The sequence below is a fragment of the Streptomyces endocoffeicus genome, from assembly GCF_016741935.1.
GTDB lineage: Bacteria > Actinomycetota > Actinomycetes > Streptomycetales > Streptomycetaceae > Streptomyces > Streptomyces endocoffeicus.
This window is the reverse complement of the sequence record NZ_JAERRG010000014.1, coordinates 78,736-97,305: the sequence shown is the minus strand read 5'-3', so window position 1 is coordinate 97,305 and position 18,570 is coordinate 78,736. Positions and strand designations below refer to the sequence as shown.

17 protein-coding genes are annotated in these 18,570 nt (G+C 71.3%); 16 read left to right on the top strand and 1 reads right to left on the bottom strand.

All coding sequences use genetic code 11. The annotated features are described in order from the left end of the window. The first annotated feature begins 1 nt into the window (after window position 1). The 10 genes from ruvX (at window position 2) to nusB (ending at window position 9,611) form a co-directional block, all read left to right on the top strand. On the top strand, window positions 2-466 hold the full coding sequence (gene ruvX, locus JK364_RS30430) for a Holliday junction resolvase RuvX (protein ID WP_307841424.1): 465 nt from the start codon (window positions 2-4) through the stop codon (window positions 464-466). Window positions 467-557: 91 nt separating this feature from the next. Next, window positions 558-2,333, top strand: a complete 1,776-nt coding sequence (gene mltG / locus JK364_RS30425; RefSeq protein WP_201854558.1) for an endolytic transglycosylase MltG — start codon at window positions 558-560, stop codon at window positions 2,331-2,333. A 6-nt stretch (window positions 2,334-2,339) separates the two neighbouring features. Then, window positions 2,340-3,167, top strand: coding sequence for a shikimate dehydrogenase (locus JK364_RS30420; protein WP_201854557.1), 828 nt, complete (start codon window positions 2,340-2,342; stop codon window positions 3,165-3,167). Between the two features lie 213 nt (window positions 3,168-3,380). Then, the gene (aroC, locus tag JK364_RS30415) at window positions 3,381-4,565 is read left to right on the top strand and encodes a chorismate synthase (RefSeq protein WP_201854556.1); all 1,185 of its coding nucleotides are present in this window, start codon (window positions 3,381-3,383) and stop codon (window positions 4,563-4,565) included. Window positions 4,566-4,609: 44 nt separating this feature from the next. Next, window positions 4,610-5,092, top strand: coding sequence for a shikimate kinase (locus tag JK364_RS30410; protein WP_201854695.1), 483 nt, complete (start codon window positions 4,610-4,612; stop codon window positions 5,090-5,092). After that, window positions 5,089-6,192, top strand: a complete 1,104-nt coding sequence (aroB, locus tag JK364_RS30405; RefSeq protein WP_201854555.1) for a 3-dehydroquinate synthase — start codon at window positions 5,089-5,091, stop codon at window positions 6,190-6,192. Before JK364_RS30410 ends, aroB begins: the two co-directional genes overlap by 4 nt. A 280-nt stretch (window positions 6,193-6,472) precedes the next feature. After that, window positions 6,473-7,351, top strand: coding sequence for a Pro-rich N-terminal domain-containing protein (locus JK364_RS30400; RefSeq protein ID WP_201854554.1), 879 nt, complete (start codon window positions 6,473-6,475; stop codon window positions 7,349-7,351). A 61-nt stretch (window positions 7,352-7,412) separates the two neighbouring features. Continuing rightward, window positions 7,413-8,525, top strand: coding sequence for an aminopeptidase P family protein (locus tag JK364_RS30395; protein ID WP_201854553.1), 1,113 nt, complete (start codon window positions 7,413-7,415; stop codon window positions 8,523-8,525). A gap of 64 nt (window positions 8,526-8,589) precedes the next feature. Next, window positions 8,590-9,156 (top strand): elongation factor P, encoded by a 567-nt coding sequence (efp, locus tag JK364_RS30390; protein ID WP_020867059.1) that lies wholly within the window; start codon window positions 8,590-8,592, stop codon window positions 9,154-9,156. A 2-nt stretch (window positions 9,157-9,158) separates the two neighbouring features. Next, window positions 9,159-9,611, top strand: a complete 453-nt coding sequence (gene nusB / locus JK364_RS30385; protein WP_201854552.1) for a transcription antitermination factor NusB — start codon at window positions 9,159-9,161, stop codon at window positions 9,609-9,611. Window positions 9,612-9,730: 119 nt separating this feature from the next. On the opposite strand, the gene bldD is transcribed toward nusB, so the two are convergent. After that, complete coding sequence (gene bldD, locus JK364_RS30380) at window positions 9,731-10,231, bottom strand: transcriptional regulator BldD (RefSeq protein ID WP_014056259.1); 501 nt, start codon at window positions 10,229-10,231, stop codon at window positions 9,731-9,733. Between the two features lie 222 nt (window positions 10,232-10,453). Here bldD and pyrR point away from each other — a divergent pair, with 222 nt between their 5' ends. The 6 genes from pyrR to carB all read left to right on the top strand — a co-directional run bounded on the left by pyrR (window position 10,454) and on the right by carB (window position 18,554). Beyond that, window positions 10,454-11,035 (top strand): bifunctional pyr operon transcriptional regulator/uracil phosphoribosyltransferase PyrR, encoded by a 582-nt coding sequence (pyrR, locus tag JK364_RS30375; RefSeq protein WP_201854551.1) that lies wholly within the window; start codon window positions 10,454-10,456, stop codon window positions 11,033-11,035. Window positions 11,036-11,176: 141 nt separating this feature from the next. Then, the gene (locus JK364_RS30370) at window positions 11,177-12,157 is read left to right on the top strand and encodes an aspartate carbamoyltransferase catalytic subunit (RefSeq protein ID WP_201854550.1); all 981 of its coding nucleotides are present in this window, start codon (window positions 11,177-11,179) and stop codon (window positions 12,155-12,157) included. Between the two features lie 2 nt (window positions 12,158-12,159). Next, the gene (locus JK364_RS30365) at window positions 12,160-13,455 is read left to right on the top strand and encodes a dihydroorotase (RefSeq protein WP_201854549.1); all 1,296 of its coding nucleotides are present in this window, start codon (window positions 12,160-12,162) and stop codon (window positions 13,453-13,455) included. Continuing rightward, window positions 13,452-14,114, top strand: a complete 663-nt coding sequence (locus tag JK364_RS30360; protein WP_201854548.1) for a PH-like domain-containing protein — start codon at window positions 13,452-13,454, stop codon at window positions 14,112-14,114. The genes JK364_RS30365 and JK364_RS30360 overlap by 4 nt, the downstream gene beginning before the upstream one ends. Next, a complete protein-coding gene (carA, locus tag JK364_RS30355; protein ID WP_201854547.1) occupies window positions 14,111-15,250 on the top strand; it encodes a glutamine-hydrolyzing carbamoyl-phosphate synthase small subunit in 1,140 nt (379 codons plus the stop codon). Before JK364_RS30360 ends, carA begins: the two co-directional genes overlap by 4 nt. Continuing rightward, the gene (gene carB, locus JK364_RS30350) at window positions 15,243-18,554 is read left to right on the top strand and encodes a carbamoyl-phosphate synthase large subunit (RefSeq protein WP_201854546.1); all 3,312 of its coding nucleotides are present in this window, start codon (window positions 15,243-15,245) and stop codon (window positions 18,552-18,554) included. The genes carA and carB overlap by 8 nt, the downstream gene beginning before the upstream one ends. Window positions 18,555-18,570 lie beyond the last annotated feature (16 nt).

Sequence of the window (18,570 nt, the reverse complement as noted above, 5' to 3'; positions counted from 1 at the left end):
CGTGCGACGCGGCAGGCGGCTCGCCGTCGACGTCGGGGACGCCCGGATCGGGGTCGCCTCGTGCGACCCCGACGGGATCCTCGCCACTCCCGTGGAGACCGTGCCGGGACGCGACATCCCGGCCGCCCACAAGCGGCTCGTGGCGATCGTCGAGGAGTACGAACCGATCGAGGTGGTGGTCGGCCTGCCGCGCTCGCTCAGCGGGCGCGAGGGGCCGGCCGCGGCCAAAGTGCGCACCTTCGCGCGCGAGTTGGCGCGGCGGGTCAACCCGGTGCCGGTACGGCTCGTCGACGAGCGTATGACCACTGTCACAGCCTCCCAGGGGCTGCGCGCCTCCGGCATGACGTCCAAGAAAGGGCGTTCTGTCGTTGACCAGGCGGCGGCCGTGGTGATCCTGCAGAGCGCGCTGGAGACCGAGCGGGTCTCCGGGAGGGCTCCGGGGGAAGCCGTCGAAGTGGTCATCTGATCGCGATACGGTAACGTTCCGCGCGGCATGGCCGCCGCCGCCCGTGCCACGAACACGCCGAGCGGTGACCACCTCCGTCGCTAGGGGACCGATGACTGAGTACGGCCGGGGACCCGGCTCCCAACCGTGGCATCCCGAGGATCCGCTGTACGGGGACCGGGAGTGGAGCGGCCACGGCGCGGCGGCCGGCCAGGATCCCTACGCCCAGGACCGCTACGCACAGGACCCCTACGCACAGCAGGACACCTACGCACAGGATCCGTACGCACAGGACGCCTACGCTCAGGATCCGTACGCGCAGGGCACCTACGGCCAGGGCCCGTACGGCCAGGATCCTTACGGACATCAGCAGTATCCGCACGGCTATCCGCAGGACCCCCAGCAGCAGCATCAGCAGCCCCAGTGGGACGGCCAGGACGCCGGCTACCCGCATCAGCGGCACCCGCAGGAGTACCCCGGTCAGGGCGGCCCCTACCCGGCCCAGGGCGGCTCGTACGGCGGGATGGACCCGCGGGATCCCTATGGCGGCCAGGGCGGTTCCTACCCGGGCCAGGACCCGGGCCAGGACCCCTACCAGGGACAACAGGGCACCCAGCAGATGCCCACGGTGCCCGCGGAGCACCAGGTGCCGCGCCAGCGCGAGGCCCCCGAGGAGCCGCCCCTCCAGGCGGACGACGAGGACGACCATCCGTTCTTCAACGACGGCGGCGGCGGCGGCGGCCGGGGCGACGCGGATGACGCGGACGACGACGGCGAGGACGGCGAGCGCTCCGGCAAGAAGGGCAAGCCCAAGAAGCGCCGCAGCGGCGTGGCCTGCCTCTTCGTGACCGTCGTCCTGGTGGGCGCCGTCGGCGGAGGCGGCTACTACGCCTACGACTTCTGGCAGACCCGCTTCGGCCCCGCGCCCGACTACTCCGGCCAGGGCACCGGCCGGATCGAGGTGGAGGTTCCCTCCGGCTCCGGCAACGCCGAGATCGGCTCGATCCTCGCCGACAAGGGCGTGGTCAAGAGCAGCGGCGCCTTCGTCGATGCCGTGGAGGACAGCGGCAAGTTCGTCCAGCCGGGCACCTACACCCTGCGCAAGGAGATGTCCGGCGCGGCGGCGGTCAAGCTGATGCTCGACCCCAGCAGCAGCAACGCCCTGATCGTCACCGAGGGCATGCGCGACGCCACGATCTACGCGGCCATCGACAAGAAGATCGGCCTCAAGGCGGGGACCACCGCGGGCGTCGCCAAGAAGGAGGCCAAGAACCTCGGGCTGCCCTCCTGGGCCGACGACAACAGCAAGATCAAGGATCCGCTGGAAGGATTCCTGTACCCGTCCCGCTACAGCGTGGGCGAGGGCGCCAAACCCGCGGACGTGCTGCGGAAGATGGTCGCCGAGGCCAATCGGAACTACTCCGCTGTGGATCTGGAGGGCAAGGCCAAGGAATTGGGCCTGAAGTCCCCGCTCCAGCTGATCAGCGTGGCCAGCCTGGTCCAGGCGGAGGGCGTCACCCACGACGACTTCCGGAAGATGGCCGAGGTCGTCTACAACCGGCTCAAGCCCGCGAATCCCGAGACCTACGGCAAGGTGGAATTCGACTCCACCTACAACTACATCAAGAATCAGAGCAAGATCGATATCCCGATCAGTGAGATCAAGCAGTACGACAACCCGTACAACACGTACTTCTACAAGGGACTTCCGCCCGGTCCGATCGGAAATCCCGGACATGACGCGCTGAAGGCGGCGATGAACCCGACCAGCGACGGCTGGTATTACTTCATCTCGCTCGACGGCAAGACGAGCCAGTTCTCCAAGACCTACGCGGATCACCAGAAGTGGGTCAACAAGTTCAATAAGCAGCGCACGAACAACGGCTGAGGAAAGATGTCGGAAAACCGCAGGGCAGCGGTGCTCGGTTCGCCGATCGCCCACTCCCTGTCACCGGTGCTGCACCGCACCGCCTACCGCGAACTGGGCCTGACCGGCTGGACGTACGACCGCTTCGAGGTGGACGAGACCGGGCTGCCGGACTTCTTCAAGCACCTCGGCGAGGACGCGGGACCGGCCTGGGCCGGGCTGTCCCTGACCATGCCGCTCAAGCGCGCCGTCATCCCGCTGCTGGACGAGATCAGCGACACCGCGGCCTCGGTGGAGGCCGTCAACACGGTCGTCTTCGGCGACGACGGCCGCAGGCGCGGGGACAACACCGACATCCCCGGCATGCTGGCGGCGCTGCGGGAGCGCGGCGTCGGGCGCGTGGAGCGCGCCGCCGTGCTGGGCGCCGGTGCCACGGCCTCCTCGGCGCTGGCCGCGCTCTCCCGGATCTGCGACGGCGAGGTCACCGCGTACGTCCGCAGCGAGGCCCGCGCCGCCGAGATGCGGCAGTGGGGCGAGCGGCTGGGCGTCGCCGTACGCACCGCGGACTGGGGCGACGCGGCCGAGGCGCTCGGCGCCCCGCTGGTGATCGCCACCACCCCCGCGGGCACCACCGACGCGCTCGCCGCGGCCGTACCGGACCGCCCCGGCGCGCTCTTCGACGTCCTCTACGAGCCCTGGCCCACCCCGCTGGCCGCCGCCTGGGCGGCGCGCGGCGGCTCGGTGGTCGGCGGCCTGGACCTCCTGGTGCACCAGGCGGTGCTCCAGGTCGAGCGGATGACGGGCCGCGCCCCGGCGCCCCTGGCCGCGATGCGCGAGGCGCTGGCCGCCCGCTGAGCCGTCCCACGGGCCCCTCGTCGGGCCCGTCCGGCCCCTCACCGACCCCGTCCGGCCCGCCCCCGGACCCTCCCCGGGGCGCCGCGCGCGTCCACCCCATGGACCGCGAGCCGAGCGGACGCCCCGGTCGTGGGAGGATCGGAGGTGCGGGCCGGAGTCGCGCGGACCGGGCCGCGCCGCACGACGTCGAGGCACGCGCATGAGGGAGCACCGTTGAGCAGGTTGCGCTGGCTGACCGCGGGGGAGTCGCACGGCCCCGCACTCGTGGCGACGCTGGAGGGGCTGCCCGCCGGGGTGCCGATCACCACCGACATGGTGGCCGACGCCCTGGCCCGACGGCGGCTCGGCTACGGCCGTGGTGCCCGGATGAAGTTCGAGCGCGACGAGGTCACCTTCCTCGGCGGCGTACGCCACGGACTCACCCTCGGCTCGCCGGTCGCGATCATGGTCGGCAACACGGAGTGGCCCAAGTGGGAGCAGGTCATGGCCGCTGACCCGGTGGACCCCGAGATCCTCGAGGGAGTCGCCCGTAACGCCCCGCTCACCCGCCCCCGCCCCGGCCATGCCGACCTGGCCGGGATGCAGAAGTACGGCTTCGACGAGGCCCGGCCGATCCTGGAGCGCGCCAGCGCCCGTGAGACCGCCGCCCGGGTGGCACTGGGCACGGTCGCCCGCTCCTACCTCAAGGAGACGGCCGGGATCGAGATCGTCTCGCATGTCGTGGAGCTGGCCGCGGCGAAGGCGCCGTACGGCGTCTACCCCAAGCCCTCCGACGTCGAGAAGCTGGACGCCGACCCGGTGCGCTGCCTGGACGAGGGCGCGAGCAAGGCGATGGTGGCCGAGATCGATCAGGCCCACAAGGACGGCGACACGCTCGGCGGCGTCGTCGAGGTGATCGCGTACGGCGTGCCCGTGGGCCTCGGCTCGCATGTGCACTGGGACCGTCGGCTCGACGCGCGGCTGGCCGGTGCGCTGATGGGCATCCAGGCCATCAAGGGCGTCGAGGTCGGCGACGGCTTCGATCTCGCGCGGGTGCCCGGCTCCAAGGCCCATGACGAGATCCTCTCCACGGATGAGGGCATCCGGCGCTCCTCGGGCCGCTCCGGTGGCACCGAGGGCGGGCTGAGCACCGGCGAGCTGCTGCGCGTCCGGGCCGCGATGAAGCCGATCGCGACCGTGCCGCGGGCGCTGGCCACGGTCGATGTGACCACCGGCGAGGCCACCAAGGCCCATCACCAGCGGTCCGACGTCTGCGCCGTCCCGGCGGCCGGGATCGTCGCCGAGGCGATGGTCGCGCTGGTCCTGGCGGACGCGGTGGCGGAGAAGTTCGGCGGCGACTCGGTCACCGAGACCCACCGCAATGTGCGGGGCTTCCTCGAGAACCTGGCCATCCGGTGACGGGGCAGGTCAGCCAGGGCCCCGCCGTCGTGCTGGTCGGGCCCATGGGGGTCGGGAAGACCACCGTCGGGCAGGTGCTCGCGGAGCGGCTCGGCACCACCTTCCGCGACACCGACACCGACATCGTCGCGACGGCGGGCAAGGAGATCTCGGAGATCTTCATCGACGAGGGCGAGCCGCACTTCCGCGAGCTGGAGCGGCAGGCGGTGCGGACCGCCGTCGCCGAGCACGGGGGCGTGCTCGCGCTGGGTGGCGGCGCCGTCCTCGACGAGGGCACCCGGGCGCTGCTCGCCGGCCTCCCCGTCGTCTTCCTGGAGATGGGCGTCGCCGAGGCCGTCAAGCGCACCGGTCTCGACGCCCCGCGCCCGCTGCTCACGGTCAATCCGCGCCAGCGCTGGCGCGAGCTGATGGAGCAGCGCCGCCCGCTGTACACCGAGGTCGCCCGTGCCGTGGTGTCGACCGAGGACCGCACCCCCGAGGCCGTCGCCGAGGCCGTCCTGGACGTACTGGAGCTGAAGAACGCATGACACCCCCTGTGGCCGAGACCCCTACGCGCATCCAGGTCGGAGGCACCGCGGGCACCGCACCGTACGAGGTGCTGATCGGTCGGCAGCTGCTCGGCGAGCTCCCCGGGCTGATCGGCACGTTTGCCAAGCGCGTCGCCGTCCTGCACCCCGAGGCGCTGGCCGACACCGGTGAGGCGGTCCGCCAGGACCTCGCCGAGCAGGGGTACGACGCCATCGCGATCCAGCTGCCCAACGCGGAGGAGGCCAAGACCGCCGAGGTCGCCGCGTACTGCTGGAAGGCGCTCGGCCAGACCGGCTTCACCCGCACCGATGTGATCGTCGGCGTCGGCGGCGGCGCGACCACCGACCTCGCCGGATTCGTGGCCGCCACCTGGCTGCGCGGAGTGCGCTGGATCGCCGTCCCCACGACCGTGCTCGGCATGGTCGACGCCGCCGTCGGCGGCAAGACCGGGATCAACACCGCCGAGGGCAAGAACCTCGTCGGCGCCTTCCACCCCCCGGCCGGGGTGCTGTGCGATCTGGCCGCGCTGGACTCGCTGCCGGTCAACGACTACGTCAGCGGGCTCGCCGAGGTCATCAAGGCGGGCTTCATCGCCGACCCGGAGATCCTGGAGCTCATCGAGCGGGACCCGGCCGCCGCCCGTACGCCCGCCGGTCCGCACACCGCCGAGCTCATCGAGCGCTCCATCCGGGTCAAGGCCGAGGTCGTCTCCAGCGACCTCAAGGAGTCCGGGCTGCGGGAGATCCTCAACTACGGACACACGCTCGCCCACGCCATCGAGAAGAACGAGCGCTACAACTGGCGCCATGGCGCGGCCGTCTCCGTGGGCATGGTCTTCGCCGCCGAGCTGGGCCGGCTGGCGGGCCGTCTGGACGACGCCACGGCCGACCGGCACCGCACCGTCCTGGAGGCCGTGGGCCTGCCGCTCACCTACCGCGGCGACCAGTGGCCCAAGCTGCTGGAGACCATGAAGGTCGACAAGAAGTCCCGCGGTGACCTGCTGCGCTTCATCGTCCTGGACGGTATCGCCAAGCCCACCGTGCTGGAGGGCCCGGACCCGGCGGTGCTGCTCGCGGCGTACGCCGAGGTCTCCGGCTGACCCGGGCCTCAACCGCCTTCCGGCGTCACAACTTTGTCATCGCCTTCGAAAGCCCGCGGCCCCGCCGCGGGCTTTCGAACACCCCCAAGCCCTCGCGGTTGCGGCCCTTGAGGGACGAAATGCCTGGCTGACGAGGGGCGGCGCGGACACAGCGGGTTCGCGGTCCGTTCACACAGCGGAGCTTTGGGCAGGTACCGTTCGGTAGGAGCGGCCTCACCGCCGTATCAGCACCTGACAGTTGTCGGACGAGAACTGCCTGTACGAGACGGAGTGCCACCGGATGCAGCATGCGGGAGCTCCGCTGCCACCGCCCCATCAGCCGGGTCCGGTTCCCGGGCCGCAGGGCGCGGGCTGGACCCAGGGCGCGAGTGCGAACCATCACCCGGGACCTCACCCCAACCCTTCCGCCCCGCCCCCGCCTCCCGTGGCCGGGCACCCGGTGCCGCCCGCGCAGCATCCGGTGTCCCCTCCGCCGGCCCCGCCCGCGCCCCCCGGGGCGCCGCTGGAGACGGTGAACACCACCGGCCATGTCCAGCTGCCGCCCGGCGGCCCGGTGCCGCTGCCGCACCCCCCGTCGGACCCGTCGCTCGCCGATGTCTCGCAGGCGGCGGTCGCGGTGCTGCTGATCGGACCGGCCGGGGCGGGCAAGACGACGGTCGCGCGCTACTGGGCCGACCGCCGCCGGGTGCCGACCGCGCACATCAGCCTGGACGATGTGCGGGAGTGGGTCCGGTCCGGCTTCGCCAACCCCCAGTCGGGGTGGAACGAGCACTCCGAGGCGCAGTATCGTCTCGCCCGCCGCACCTGCGGCTTCGCCGCCCGCAACTTCCTGGCCAACGGGATCTCCTGCATCCTCGACGACGCCGTCTTCCCGGACCGCCCGGTCGTCGGCCTCGGCGGCTGGAAGCGCCATGTGGGCCCCGGTCTGCTGCCGGTGGTGGTCCTTCCGGGCCTGGAGATCGTCCTGGAGCGGAACGCGGCCCGCAGCGGGAACCGCCGCCTCAGCGACGAGGAGGTGGCGCGGATCCACGGCCGGATGGCGGGGTGGTACGGCTCCGGCCTGCCCATCATCGACAACTCCACGTACGACGTGGAGACCACGGCCCGCATGCTCGACGAGGTCGTCACCCGCTCCATCGCCTCCCCACCCAGCTGGTAACCCCCCCCGTCCGGACCCGCTCGACCGGCCGTGCCGGACAGGCCTGCGTACGCTCGGGGACATGTCCGAGGTGTACGCGGCCCGACGTGCCCGTCTGCACGATCAGTGCACCGCGGCCGGGAGCGCGGCGGCGCTGGTGTCCCGGCCCGCCAATGTGCGCTATCTGTGCGGCGCCGTGCCGCCCGGGGCCGTGCTGCTGCTCGGACCCGTCCAGGACGTGCTGGTGGCCACCGAGGCCCCGGCCGCGCCCCCGCTCTCCTCGGGCCCGCCGCGTTCCGACGAGCCGCGGCTGCTGGTCATGCCCGGCGCGGACGGCGATCCGGCCGTGGCCGCCGCCGATCTGGCCGCGGCGGACGACGCCGAGTCGCTGGCCGTCGAGGAGCACGATCTGACCGTCGCCCGCCATCGGGCGCTCGGCGCCGCCGCCCCCCGCGTCCGTCTCGCCGATCTGGGCCGCGCCGTCGAACAGTTGCGGCTGATCAAGGACGACGAGGAGATCTCCTGTATGCGGATCGCCGGGGAGCTCGCCGACCAGGCGCTCGGCGAGCTGCTGGAGTCGATCCTGGTGGGCCGCACCGAGCGGCATCTGGCGCTGGAGCTGGAGCGCCGGCTGGTGGACCACGGCGCGGACGGCCCGGCCTTTCCCACCGTGGTCGGGGCGGGGCCCAACGCGGGGCGCCCCGGCCATCTGCCCACCGACCGGAGGGTCGAGGAGGGCGATTTCCTCACGATCTCTCTCGGCGCCGACTACCGCGGCTACCGCTGCCAGGTGGGCCGTACCTTCGTCATCGGGCCCTCGCCCGCGGACTGGCAGGTCGAGCTGTACGATGCCGTCTTCGCCGCTCAGCGGGCCGGGCGGGAGGCGCTGTCGCCGGGCCGGGCGTACCGGGACGTGGACCGGGTGACCCGTCAGGTGCTGACCGCCGCGGGCTTCGGAGACGGGCTGGAACCGTGCACCGGACACGGTGTGGGCCTGGAAATCGACGAGGACCCTCGGCTCACACCGTCCGCCATGGGTAAACTGGACGCTTGTGTGCCGGTCACCGTCGAGCCGGGGGTCCACCTCCCGGGCCGGGGCGGTGTCCGGATCGATGACACGCTCGTCGTCCGCCCCGAGGCGGACGGCGGACCCGAGCTACTCACCATCACGACCAAAGAGCTGCTCGCGCTCTAGCGGAACCGGGCGCGCCGGCGGTTCTCTGGTCTCCACCAGCTGTAGTCCAGGAGATCCCGCAACCGTGGCATCCACGAACGACCTCAAGAACGGCCTTGTGCTCAAGCTCGACGGCGGCCAGCTCTGGTCCGTCGTCGAGTTCCAGCACGTCAAGCCCGGCAAGGGCCCTGCCTTCGTGCGTACCAAGCTCAAGAACGTGCTGTCCGGCAAGGTGGTCGACAAGACCTTCAACGCCGGTGTGAAGGTCGAGACGGCCAATGTCGACAAGCGCGGCATGCAGTTCTCGTACAAGGACGGCGAGAGCTTCGTGTTCATGGACATGGACACCTTCGACCAGATCTACATCACCCCCGAGGTCGTCGGCGACAACGCCCGCTACCTGCTCGAGGGCTTCGAGGCCGTCGTGGCGATGTACGAGGGCAACCCGCTCTACGTCGAGCTGCCCGCCGCCGTCGAGCTGGTGATCGAGTACACCGAGCCGGGCGTCCAGGGCGACCGCTCCACCGGTGGCACCAAGCCCGCCAAGCTGGAGACCGGCTACGAGATCGGTGTGCCGCTCTTCATCACCACCGGTGAGAAGATCAAGGTCGACACCCGCTCCGGTGAGTACCTCGGTCGGGTGAACAACTAACCGTGGCTGCCCGCAACAAGGCCCGTAAGCGCGCCTTCCAGATCCTCTTCGAGGCCGATCAGCGCGGCAGCACCGTGCAGACCGTGCTCGCGGACTGGATCCGGCTCGCCCGGACCGACGACCGGCAGCCGCCGGTCAGCGAATACACGATGCAGCTCGTCGAGGGATATGCGCAGCACATCGCTCGGATCGACGAGCTGATCGCCACCTACTCGGTGGGCTGGACGCTGGACCGGATGCCGGTCGTCGACCGGAACATTCTGCGGCTGGGCGCGTATGAGCTGGTGTGGGAGGACGCGACCCCGGACGCGGTGGTGATCGACGAGGCGGTGCAGCTCGCCAAGGAGTTCTCCACCGATGACTCGCCGGCCTTTGTCAACGGCCTGCTGGGCCGCGTCAAGGAGCTGAAGCCGAGTCTGCGTCGCGAGCAGGAGCCCCGGGAGCACCAGGCATAGCCGGCACCAGGCACAGCCGCGTTCAGCACATGACAAAGCCGCCGGGGGCGGTGGAGGACCCAGAAGGGCTCCACTGCCCCCGGCGGCACGTTTCTGCTGGTGAACAGGGAAAGAGGGACTCAGACGTCTTCGTGCTGGACCGCGCGGCGGGCGTCGGCACCCAGCACGCCCCAGCTGATCAGCTGTTCGGTCAGCACGGACGGCGACTGGTCATAGATGACGGCGAGGGTGCGCAGATCGTCCTGACGGATCGAGAGCACCTTGCCGTTGTAGTCACCACGCTGGCTCTGGATCGTCGCGGCGTACCGCTGCAGCGGGCCCGCCTTCTCGACCGGCACATGGGCCAGTCGCTCCAGGTCCAGTACCAGCTTCGGCGGCGGCTCGGCGGCCCCGGCCGGGCTTGTGCCCGGAAGCAGCTCCTGCACCGGGACGCCGTAGAAGTCGGCCAGCTCGGCGAGACGCTGCACGGTCACGGCGCGGTCGCCGCGCTCGTACGATCCCACCACCACGGCCTTCCAGCGGCCCTGGGACTTCTCCTCGACACCGTGGAGGGAGAGGCCCTGCTGGGTGCGGATGGCGCGGAGCTTGGCCCCGAGCTGTTTGGCGTATTCGCTGGACATAAAGCTCCCCGGACGCTGTATCGACGTGCGGCTGTGCCGCGCGGCTGGTCACTCACTGTGAGGTTACGCAGCGTAATTTCCATTCGTCAAGCCGAACGGAGCGGAGGGGCTCCGGCCAGGGGTGTTGACGGGGACACTCCGCATCCCTGCTAGTGTGAATGGCGCAAATCCGACCGTCCTTTAAGGTCCGTCCCGTGAGGCGGAGAAGGAGGTCCGTTTCGTATGGACGCCCGAACTTCGGACGCCGCGCGTTCCGTGCTGGAAGCACCGGATATCGCGCGCGTTCTCACCCGCATCGCCCACGAGATCGTCGAGCGCGCCAAAGGCGCCGATGATGTGGTGCTGCTCGGCATTCCCACCCGTGGTGTCTTTCTCGCCCGGCGGCTGGCCGCCCGGCTCGAAGAGATCACCGGCAAGCCCGGCCGGATCCCGGTCGGCTCGCTCGACATCACGATGTACCGCGACGACCTGAGGCTGCGCCCGGCCCGCGCGCTCGCCCGCACCGAGATCCCCGACGACGGCATCGACGGCCGCCTCGTGGTCCTCGTGGACGATGTGCTCTTCTCCGGCCGCACCATCCGCGCCGCCCTCGACGCCCTCGGCGACATCGGGCGGCCGCGCGCGGTCCAGCTCGCGGTCCTCGTCGACCGCGGCCACCGGGAACTGCCGATCCGCGCCGACTACGTCGGCAAGAACCTCCCCACGTCGCTGCGGGAGACGGTCAAGGTCCAGCTCACCGAGGAGGACGGCCGCGACAGCGTGCTCCTCGGGCTGCGCGGGACCACCCCAGCGGACGGGAAGTAGCGCCCCTCACCGACGGCGAGTGCCACCCCGGCGACCGAAGGGGAACCCGCCCGAAGGACCACCGGTGCCGCCAGGCCACCGGTCCCCGCGCCTGCCCGCGCCCGCACGCCCGCATACCTCCTTCACCCACGGAGCATCCGGATGAAGCGCCACCTCATCTCGGCCGCCGATCTCTCGCGCGACGACGCCGTCCTGATCCTCGACACCGCCGAGGAACTGGCCCGGCTCGCCGACCGGCCGATCAAGAAACTGCCGACCCTGCGCGGCCGTACCGTCGTCAACCTCTTCTTCGAGGACTCCACCCGCACCCGCATCTCGTTCGAGGCGGCCGCCAAGCGGCTCTCCGCCGACGTGATCAACTTCTCCGCCAAGGGATCCTCGGTCTCCAAGGGCGAGTCCCTGAAGGACACCGCGCTCACCCTGGAGGCGATGGGCGCCGACGCCGTGGTGATCCGCCACCACGCCTCCGGCGCCCCGCACCGGCTGGCCACCTCCGGCTGGATCAACGGCGCCGTGGTGAACGCGGGCGACGGCACCCATGAGCACCCCACCCAGGCGCTGCTCGACGCCTTCACCATGCGCCGCCGGCTGGCCTCCGGGGCGTCCGGCGCGGGCCAGGACCTGGCCGGGCGCCGGATCACCATCGTCGGCGACGTCCTGCACAGCCGGGTGGCCCGCTCCAACGTCCATCTGCTGTCCACCCTGGGCGCCGAGGTCACCCTGGTGGCCCCGCCGACGCTGGTCCCCTTCGGCGTGGAGAGCTGGCCCTGCGAGGTCTCCTACGACCTGGACGCGGTGGTCGGCAAGACCGACGCCGTGATGATGCTCCGCGTCCAGCGCGAGCGCATGAACGCCGCGTTCTTCCCCACCGAGCGCGAGTACGCCCGCCGCTACGGCCTGGACGGCGACCGCATGGCGCGGATGCCGGAGCACGCCATCGTGATGCACCCCGGCCCCATGAACCGCGGCATGGAGATCACCGCGGAGGTCGCGGACTCCGACCGCTGCACCGCCGTCGAGCAGGTCGCCAACGGCGTCTCGATCCGCATGGCCGTCCTGTATCTGCTGCTCGGCGGGAACGAGTCCGCCGTCGCCGCCGCCCGCACCGAGGAGAGCAAGTGACCATGAGCGACACCCACAAGACGCTGCTGCGCGGGGCGAAGGTGCTCGGCGGTGAGCCGCGTGACGTGCTGATCGAGGGCGAGCGCATCGCCGGGGTCGGCACCGGCCTCGACGCGGACGGCGCCACCGTGATCGACGCCGCCGGGCAGATCCTGCTGCCGGGCCTGGTCGACCTCCACACCCATCTGCGCGAGCCCGGCCGGGAGGACTCCGAGACGGTCCTCACCGGCACCCGGGCCGCCGCGATCGGCGGCTTCACCGCCGTCCACGCCATGGCCAACACCTTCCCCGTGGCCGACACCGCGGGCGTCGTCGAGCAGGTGTGGCGGCTGGGCAAGGAGTCCGGCTACTGCGACGTCCAGCCCGTCGGGGCGGTGACCGTGGGCCTGGAGGGCAAGAAGCTCGCCGAGCTGGGCGCGATGCGTGACTCCGCCGCCGGGGTGCGGGTCTTCTCCGACGACGGCAAGTGCGTGGACGACGCGGTGATCATGCGCCGGGCGCTGGAGTACGTGAAGGCGTTCGACGGCGTCATCGCCCAGCACGCCCAGGAGCCCCGCCTCACCGAGGGCGCCCAGATGAACGAGGGCATCGTCTCCGCCGAGCTGGGCCTGGGCGGCTGGCCGGCCGTCGCCGAGGAGTCGATCATCGCCCGCGATGTGCTGCTCGCCGCGCACGTCGGCTCCCGGGTGCACATCTGCCATCTGTCCACCGCGGGCTCGGTCGAGATCGTCCGCTGGGCCAAGTCCAAGGGCTGGAACGTCACCGCCGAGGTCACCCCGCACCACCTGCTGCTGACCGACGAGCTCGTACGCTCCTACGACCCCGTCTTCAAGGTGAACCCGCCGCTGCGCACCGAGGCCGATGTGATGGCGCTGCGTGAGGCGCTCGCCGACGGCACCATCGACTGTGTGGCCACCGACCACGCCCCGCATCCGCACGAGGACAAGGACTGCGAGTGGGGCGCGGCGGCCATGGGCATGGTGGGCCTGGAGACGGCGCTGTCCGTGGTCCAGCACACCATGGTGGACACCGGGCTGCTGGACTGGACGGGCGTCGCCGACCGGATGTCGGTGCGGCCCTCGGCCATCGGCCGGCTGACCGGCCACGGCCGTCCCATCGCCGCGGGGGAGCCCGCCAACCTCACCCTGCTCGACTCGGCTTACCGTGGTGTGGTGAACCCCGCGGGCTTCGCCTCCCGCAGCCGCAACACCCCCTACGAGGGCCGCGAACTGCCGGGCCGCGTGGCATACACCTTCCTGCGGGGCCGGGCGACGGTTGTGGACGGGAAGCTGGTGTGACGACTCCGAGTCATCCGGTGGCGGGCCTCGCGGGATTCGCGGGCCTCGCGGCCGAGCAGAAATCGCAGGACGTGACGGACTGGGCCGCCCGGATGGGCTGGGTCGTCGGGCTGCTGCTGGTCATCGCGCTGGTCTACTGGCTGATGCGCGAGGGCTGGAAGTGGCGCGGCACCCTCCAGGGCGACCTCCCCGAGCTGCCCCAGGCCCCGGCCGAGCCCGGCGAACCTACGCAGGCCCACCCGTCGCCCACCGCCACCCTCAACGGAAAGCCCCTTACACTCAGCGGCCGCTACCACGGCTCCACCACCGCCGGGCAGTGGCTGGACCGGATCGTCGCCCATGGCCTCGGCACCCGCAGCCGGGCCGAGCTCACCCTCACCGGCCAGGGCGTGAGCGTCGTACGGCCGGGCGCGCCGGACTTCTTCATCCCCGCCGCCGAGCTGCGCGGCGCCCGGCTCGACAAGGGCATCGCGGGCAAGGTCCTCGCCGAGGGCGGGCTGCTGGTGATCACCTGGAGCCACGGTGACCGGCTGATCGACTCCGGCTTCCGCTCCGACCACGCGGCCGAGCACACCGCGTGGGTGGACGCCCTCACCGAACTCTCCGGCGGCCCCAGCGAAGCGGCCGCCCCCTCGCACCACACGGAAGGCTCACGATGACCACCTCCAGCAGGGGGGCCACGAGCCCCGCAGTCCTCGTCCTGGAGGACGGCCGCGCCTTCCGCGGCCGGGCCTACGGGGCCGTGGGGGAGACCTTCGGCGAGGCCGTGTTCTCCACCGGGATGACCGGCTACCAGGAGACCCTGACCGACCCCTCCTACCACCGCCAGGTCGTCGTGATGACCGCCCCGCACATCGGGAACACCGGCGTCAACGACGAGGACCCGGAGTCGAAGCGGATCTGGGTCTCCGGCTACGTCGTGCGCGACCCGGCCCGTACGCCCTCCAACTGGCGCTCCCGCCGCTCGCTCGACGAGGAGCTCGGCGCCCAGGGCGTCGTCGGCATCAGCGGGATCGACACCCGCGCCCTCACCCGCCATCTGCGCGAGCGCGGCGCCATGCGGGTGGGCATCTTCTCCGGCGCGGCGCTCGCCGACGAGGCCACGCTGCTGGCGAAGGTGCGGGAAGCCCCCCAGATGAAGGGCGCCGACCTCAGCGGCGAGGTGGCCACCGAGGAGGCTTACGTCGTCCCGGCGATCGGGACCAAGAGGTTCACCGTCGCCGCGATCGACCTGGGCATCAAGGGCATGACCCCGCACCGGATGGCCGAGCGCGGCATCGAGGTGCACGTGCTGCCCGCGACCGCCACCGCCGAGGATGTCTACGCGGTGAACCCGGACGGGGTCTTCTTCTCCAACGGCCCCGGCGACCCGGCCACCGCCGACCACCCCGTCGCCCTGATGCGGGCCGTGCTGGAGCGCTCCACGCCGCTGTTCGGCATCTGCTTCGGCAACCAGATCCTCGGCCGCGCGCTCGGCTTCGGCACCTTCAAGCTGAAGTACGGCCACCGCGGCATCAACCAGCCGGTGCAGGACCGCACCACCGGCAAGGTGGAGGTCACCGCCCACAACCACGGCTTCGCCGTGGACGCCCCGCTCGACGCGCCGTCCGACACCCCCTTCGGCCGCGCCGAGGTCTCCCACGTCTGCCTCAACGACAACGTGGTCGAGGGGCTGCGGCTGCTCGACCGCCCCGCGTTCAGCGTCCAGTACCACCCCGAAGCCGCCGCCGGTCCGCATGACGCCGCGTACCTTTTCGACCGCTTCGTGTCCCTGATGGAGGGCCAGCGTGCCTAAGCGCACCGACATCCAGTCCGTTCTGGTCATCGGCTCCGGCCCGATCGTCATCGGCCAGGCCGCCGAGTTCGACTACTCCGGCACCCAGGCGTGCCGGGTGCTGAAGGCCGAGGGCCTGCGGGTCATCCTGGTCAACTCCAACCCGGCCACGATCATGACCGACCCGGAGATCGCCGACGCCACCTATGTGGAGCCGATCACCCCGGAGTACGTCGAGAAGATCATCGCCAAGGAGCGCCCCGACGCCCTGCTGCCCACCCTCGGCGGCCAGACCGCGCTCAACACCGCCATCTCGCTGCACGAGGCGGGCACCCTGGACGAGTACGCCGTCGAGCTGATCGGCGCCAATGTCGAGGCGATCAACAAGGGCGAGGACCGCGACCTCTTCAAGGACGTCGTCGCGGCCGTCCACGCCAAGATCGGCCACGGCGAGTCCGCCCGCTCGGTCATCTGCCACTCCATGGACGACGTCCTCGCGGGCGTCGAGGAGCTCGGCGGCTACCCCGTCGTGGTCCGCCCCTCCTTCACCATGGGCGGCGCGGGCTCCGGCTTCGCCCACGACGAGGACGAGCTGCGCCGTATCGCCGGGCAGGGCCTGACCCTCTCGCCGACCACCGAGGTGCTCCTGGAGGAGTCCATCCTCGGCTGGAAGGAGTACGAGCTGGAGCTGATGCGCGACCGCAACGACAATGTCGTGGTCGTCTGCTCCATCGAGAACTTCGACCCCATGGGCGTGCACACCGGCGACTCGATCACCGTCGCCCCGGCGATGACGCTCACCGACCGCGAGTACCAGATCCTGCGCGACATCGGCATCGCCGTCATCCGCGAGGTCGGCGTCGACACCGGCGGCTGCAACATCCAGTTCGCGGTCAACCCCGAGGACGGCCGGGTCATCGTCATCGAGATGAACCCGCGCGTCTCCCGCTCCTCGGCGCTCGCCTCCAAGGCCACCGGCTTCCCCATCGCCAAGATCGCCGCGAAGCTGGCCGTCGGCTACACCCTGGACGAGATCCCCAACGACATCACCCAGGAGACCCCGGCGTCCTTCGAGCCCACGCTCGACTACGTCGTGGTCAAGGTGCCGCGCTTCGCCTTCGAGAAGTTCCCGGCCGCCGACGCCCGGCTCACCACCACCATGAAGTCGGTCGGCGAGGCCATGGCCATCGGCCGCAACTTCACCGAGGCGCTGCAGAAGGCGCTGCGCTCGCTGGAGAAGAAGGGCAGCCAGTTCGACTTCACCGGGGAGCCAGGCGACAAGGCCGAGCTGCTGGTCAAGGCCGTCGTCCCCACCGATGGCCGGATCAACACCGTGATGCGGGCCATCCGCGCCGGAGCCACCCCCGAGGAGGTCTTCGACGCCACGAGGATCGACCCGTGGTTCGTGGACCAGCTCTTCCTGATCAAGGAGGTCGCGGACGAGATCGCCGCCGCCGACAAGCTCGGCCCCGAGCTGCTCGCCGAGGCCAAGCGGCACGGCTTCTCCGACGCCCAGATCGCCGGGATCCGCTCGCTGCGCGAGGACGTGGTCCGCGAGGTGCGGCACGCGCTGGGCATCCGGCCCGTCTACAAGACGGTCGACACCTGCGCCGCCGAGTTCGCCGCCAGGACCCCGTACTTCTACTCCTCCTACGACGAGGAGTCCGAGGTCGCCCCGCGCGAGGCCCCCGCAGTGATCATCCTTGGCTCGGGCCCCAACCGCATCGGCCAGGGCATCGAGTTCGACTACTCCTGCGTCCACGCCTCCTTCGCGCTGCATGACGCGGGCTATGAGACCGTCATGGTCAACTGCAACCCGGAGACGGTCTCCACCGACTACGACACCTCCGACCGGCTCTACTTCGAGCCGCTCACCCTGGAGGACGTGCTGGAGATCGTCCACGCGGAGGCGCAGGCGGGCCCGGTGGCCGGGGTGATCGTCCAGCTCGGCGGCCAGACCCCGCTGGGCCTGGCCCAGGCGCTGAAGGACAACGGCGTGCCGATCGTCGGCACCTCGCCCGAGGCGATCAACCTCGCCGAGGAGCGCGGCGCCTTCGGCCGGGTGCTCACCGAGGCCGGGCTGCCCGCGCCCAAGTACGGCACCGCCTTCTCCTTCGAGCAGGCCAAGGGCATCGCCGCCGAGATCGGCTACCCGGTCATGGTCCGCCCCTCCTACGTACTCGGCGGCCGCGGCATGGAGATCGTCTACGACGAGCCCTCGCTCGCCGCGTACCTGGAGCGGCACGCCGGGCTGATCTCCGAGCACCCCGTGCTCATCGACCGCTTCCTCGACGACGCCATAGAAATCGACGTGGACGCGCTCTACGACGGCGAGGAGCTCTACCTCGGCGGTGTCATGGAGCACATCGAGGAGGCCGGGATCCACTCCGGCGACTCGGCCTGCGCCCTGCCCCCGATCACCCTCGGCGGCTTCGACATCAAGCGGCTGCGCGCCTCGACCGAGGCCATCGCGCGCGGGGTCGGTGTCCGCGGGCTGATCAACATCCAGTTCGCGATGGCCGGGGACATTCTGTACGTATTGGAGGCGAACCCGCGCGCCTCCCGTACCGTCCCCTTCACCTCCAAGGCCACCGCCGTACCGCTGGCCAAGGCCGCCGCCCGGATCTCGCTGGGCGCCACCGTCGCCGAGCTGCGCGCCGAGGGGCTGCTGCCCGCCAGCGGCGACGGCGGCACGCTGCCGATGGACGCGCCGATCTCCGTCAAGGAGGCCGTGATGCCCTGGAGCCGGTTCCGGGACGCCTCCGGGCGCGGGGTGGACACCATCCTCGGCCCGGAGATGCGCTCCACCGGCGAGGTCATGGGCATCGACTCGGTCTTCGGCGCGGCCTACGCCAAGTCGCAGGCCGGGGCGTACGGCGCGCTGCCGACCAAGGGGCGCGCGTTCGTCTCCGTCGCCAACCGCGACAAGCGCTCGATGATCTTCCCGGCCCGGGAACTGGTCGGCCTCGGCTTCGAGCTGCTGGCCACCTCGGGCACCGCGGAGGTGCTCAAGCGCAACGGGATCAACGCGACCGTGGTGCGCAAGCACAGCGAGGGCGAGGGCCCGAACGGCGAGAAGACCATCGTCCAGCTCATCCACGAGGGCGAGGTCGACCTGATCGTCAACACCCCGTACGGCACCGGCGGCCGGCTCGACGGCTATGACATCCGTACGGCGTCCGTCGCCCGCGGCGTCCCGTGCCTGACCACCGTCCAGGCGCTCGCCGCCGCCGTCCAGGGCATCGAGGCGCTGGGCCGGGGCGCGGTCGGCGTCCGATCGCTCCAGGAACACGCGGAACATCTGACCGCCGCCCGCGAGGAGTGAGGCGAGGGAGGGGGAC

Bases quoted from the DNA above. Each gene is read 5' to 3' on its own strand.
- carA (WP_201854547.1), top strand. From the start codon at position 14,111: ATGACCACCTCCAGCAGGGGGGCCACGAGCCCCGCAGTCCTCGTCCTG.
- JK364_RS30395 (WP_201854553.1), top strand. From the start codon at position 7,413: ATGTCCGAGGTGTACGCGGCCCGACGTGCCCGTCTGCACGATCAGTGC.
- mltG (WP_201854558.1), top strand. From the start codon at position 558: ATGACTGAGTACGGCCGGGGACCCGGCTCCCAACCGTGGCATCCCGAG.
- aroB (WP_201854555.1), top strand. From the start codon at position 5,089: ATGACACCCCCTGTGGCCGAGACCCCTACGCGCATCCAGGTCGGAGGC.
- JK364_RS30365 (WP_201854549.1), top strand. From the start codon at position 12,160: ATGAGCGACACCCACAAGACGCTGCTGCGCGGGGCGAAGGTGCTCGGC.
- JK364_RS30410 (WP_201854695.1), top strand. From the start codon at position 4,610: ATGGGGGTCGGGAAGACCACCGTCGGGCAGGTGCTCGCGGAGCGGCTC.
- JK364_RS30400 (WP_201854554.1), top strand. From the start codon at position 6,473: ATGCAGCATGCGGGAGCTCCGCTGCCACCGCCCCATCAGCCGGGTCCG.
- pyrR (WP_201854551.1), top strand. From the start codon at position 10,454: ATGGACGCCCGAACTTCGGACGCCGCGCGTTCCGTGCTGGAAGCACCG.
- JK364_RS30370 (WP_201854550.1), top strand. From the start codon at position 11,177: ATGAAGCGCCACCTCATCTCGGCCGCCGATCTCTCGCGCGACGACGCC.
- bldD (WP_014056259.1), bottom strand. From the start codon at position 10,231: ATGTCCAGCGAATACGCCAAACAGCTCGGGGCCAAGCTCCGCGCCATC.
- JK364_RS30420 (WP_201854557.1), top strand. From the start codon at position 2,340: ATGTCGGAAAACCGCAGGGCAGCGGTGCTCGGTTCGCCGATCGCCCAC.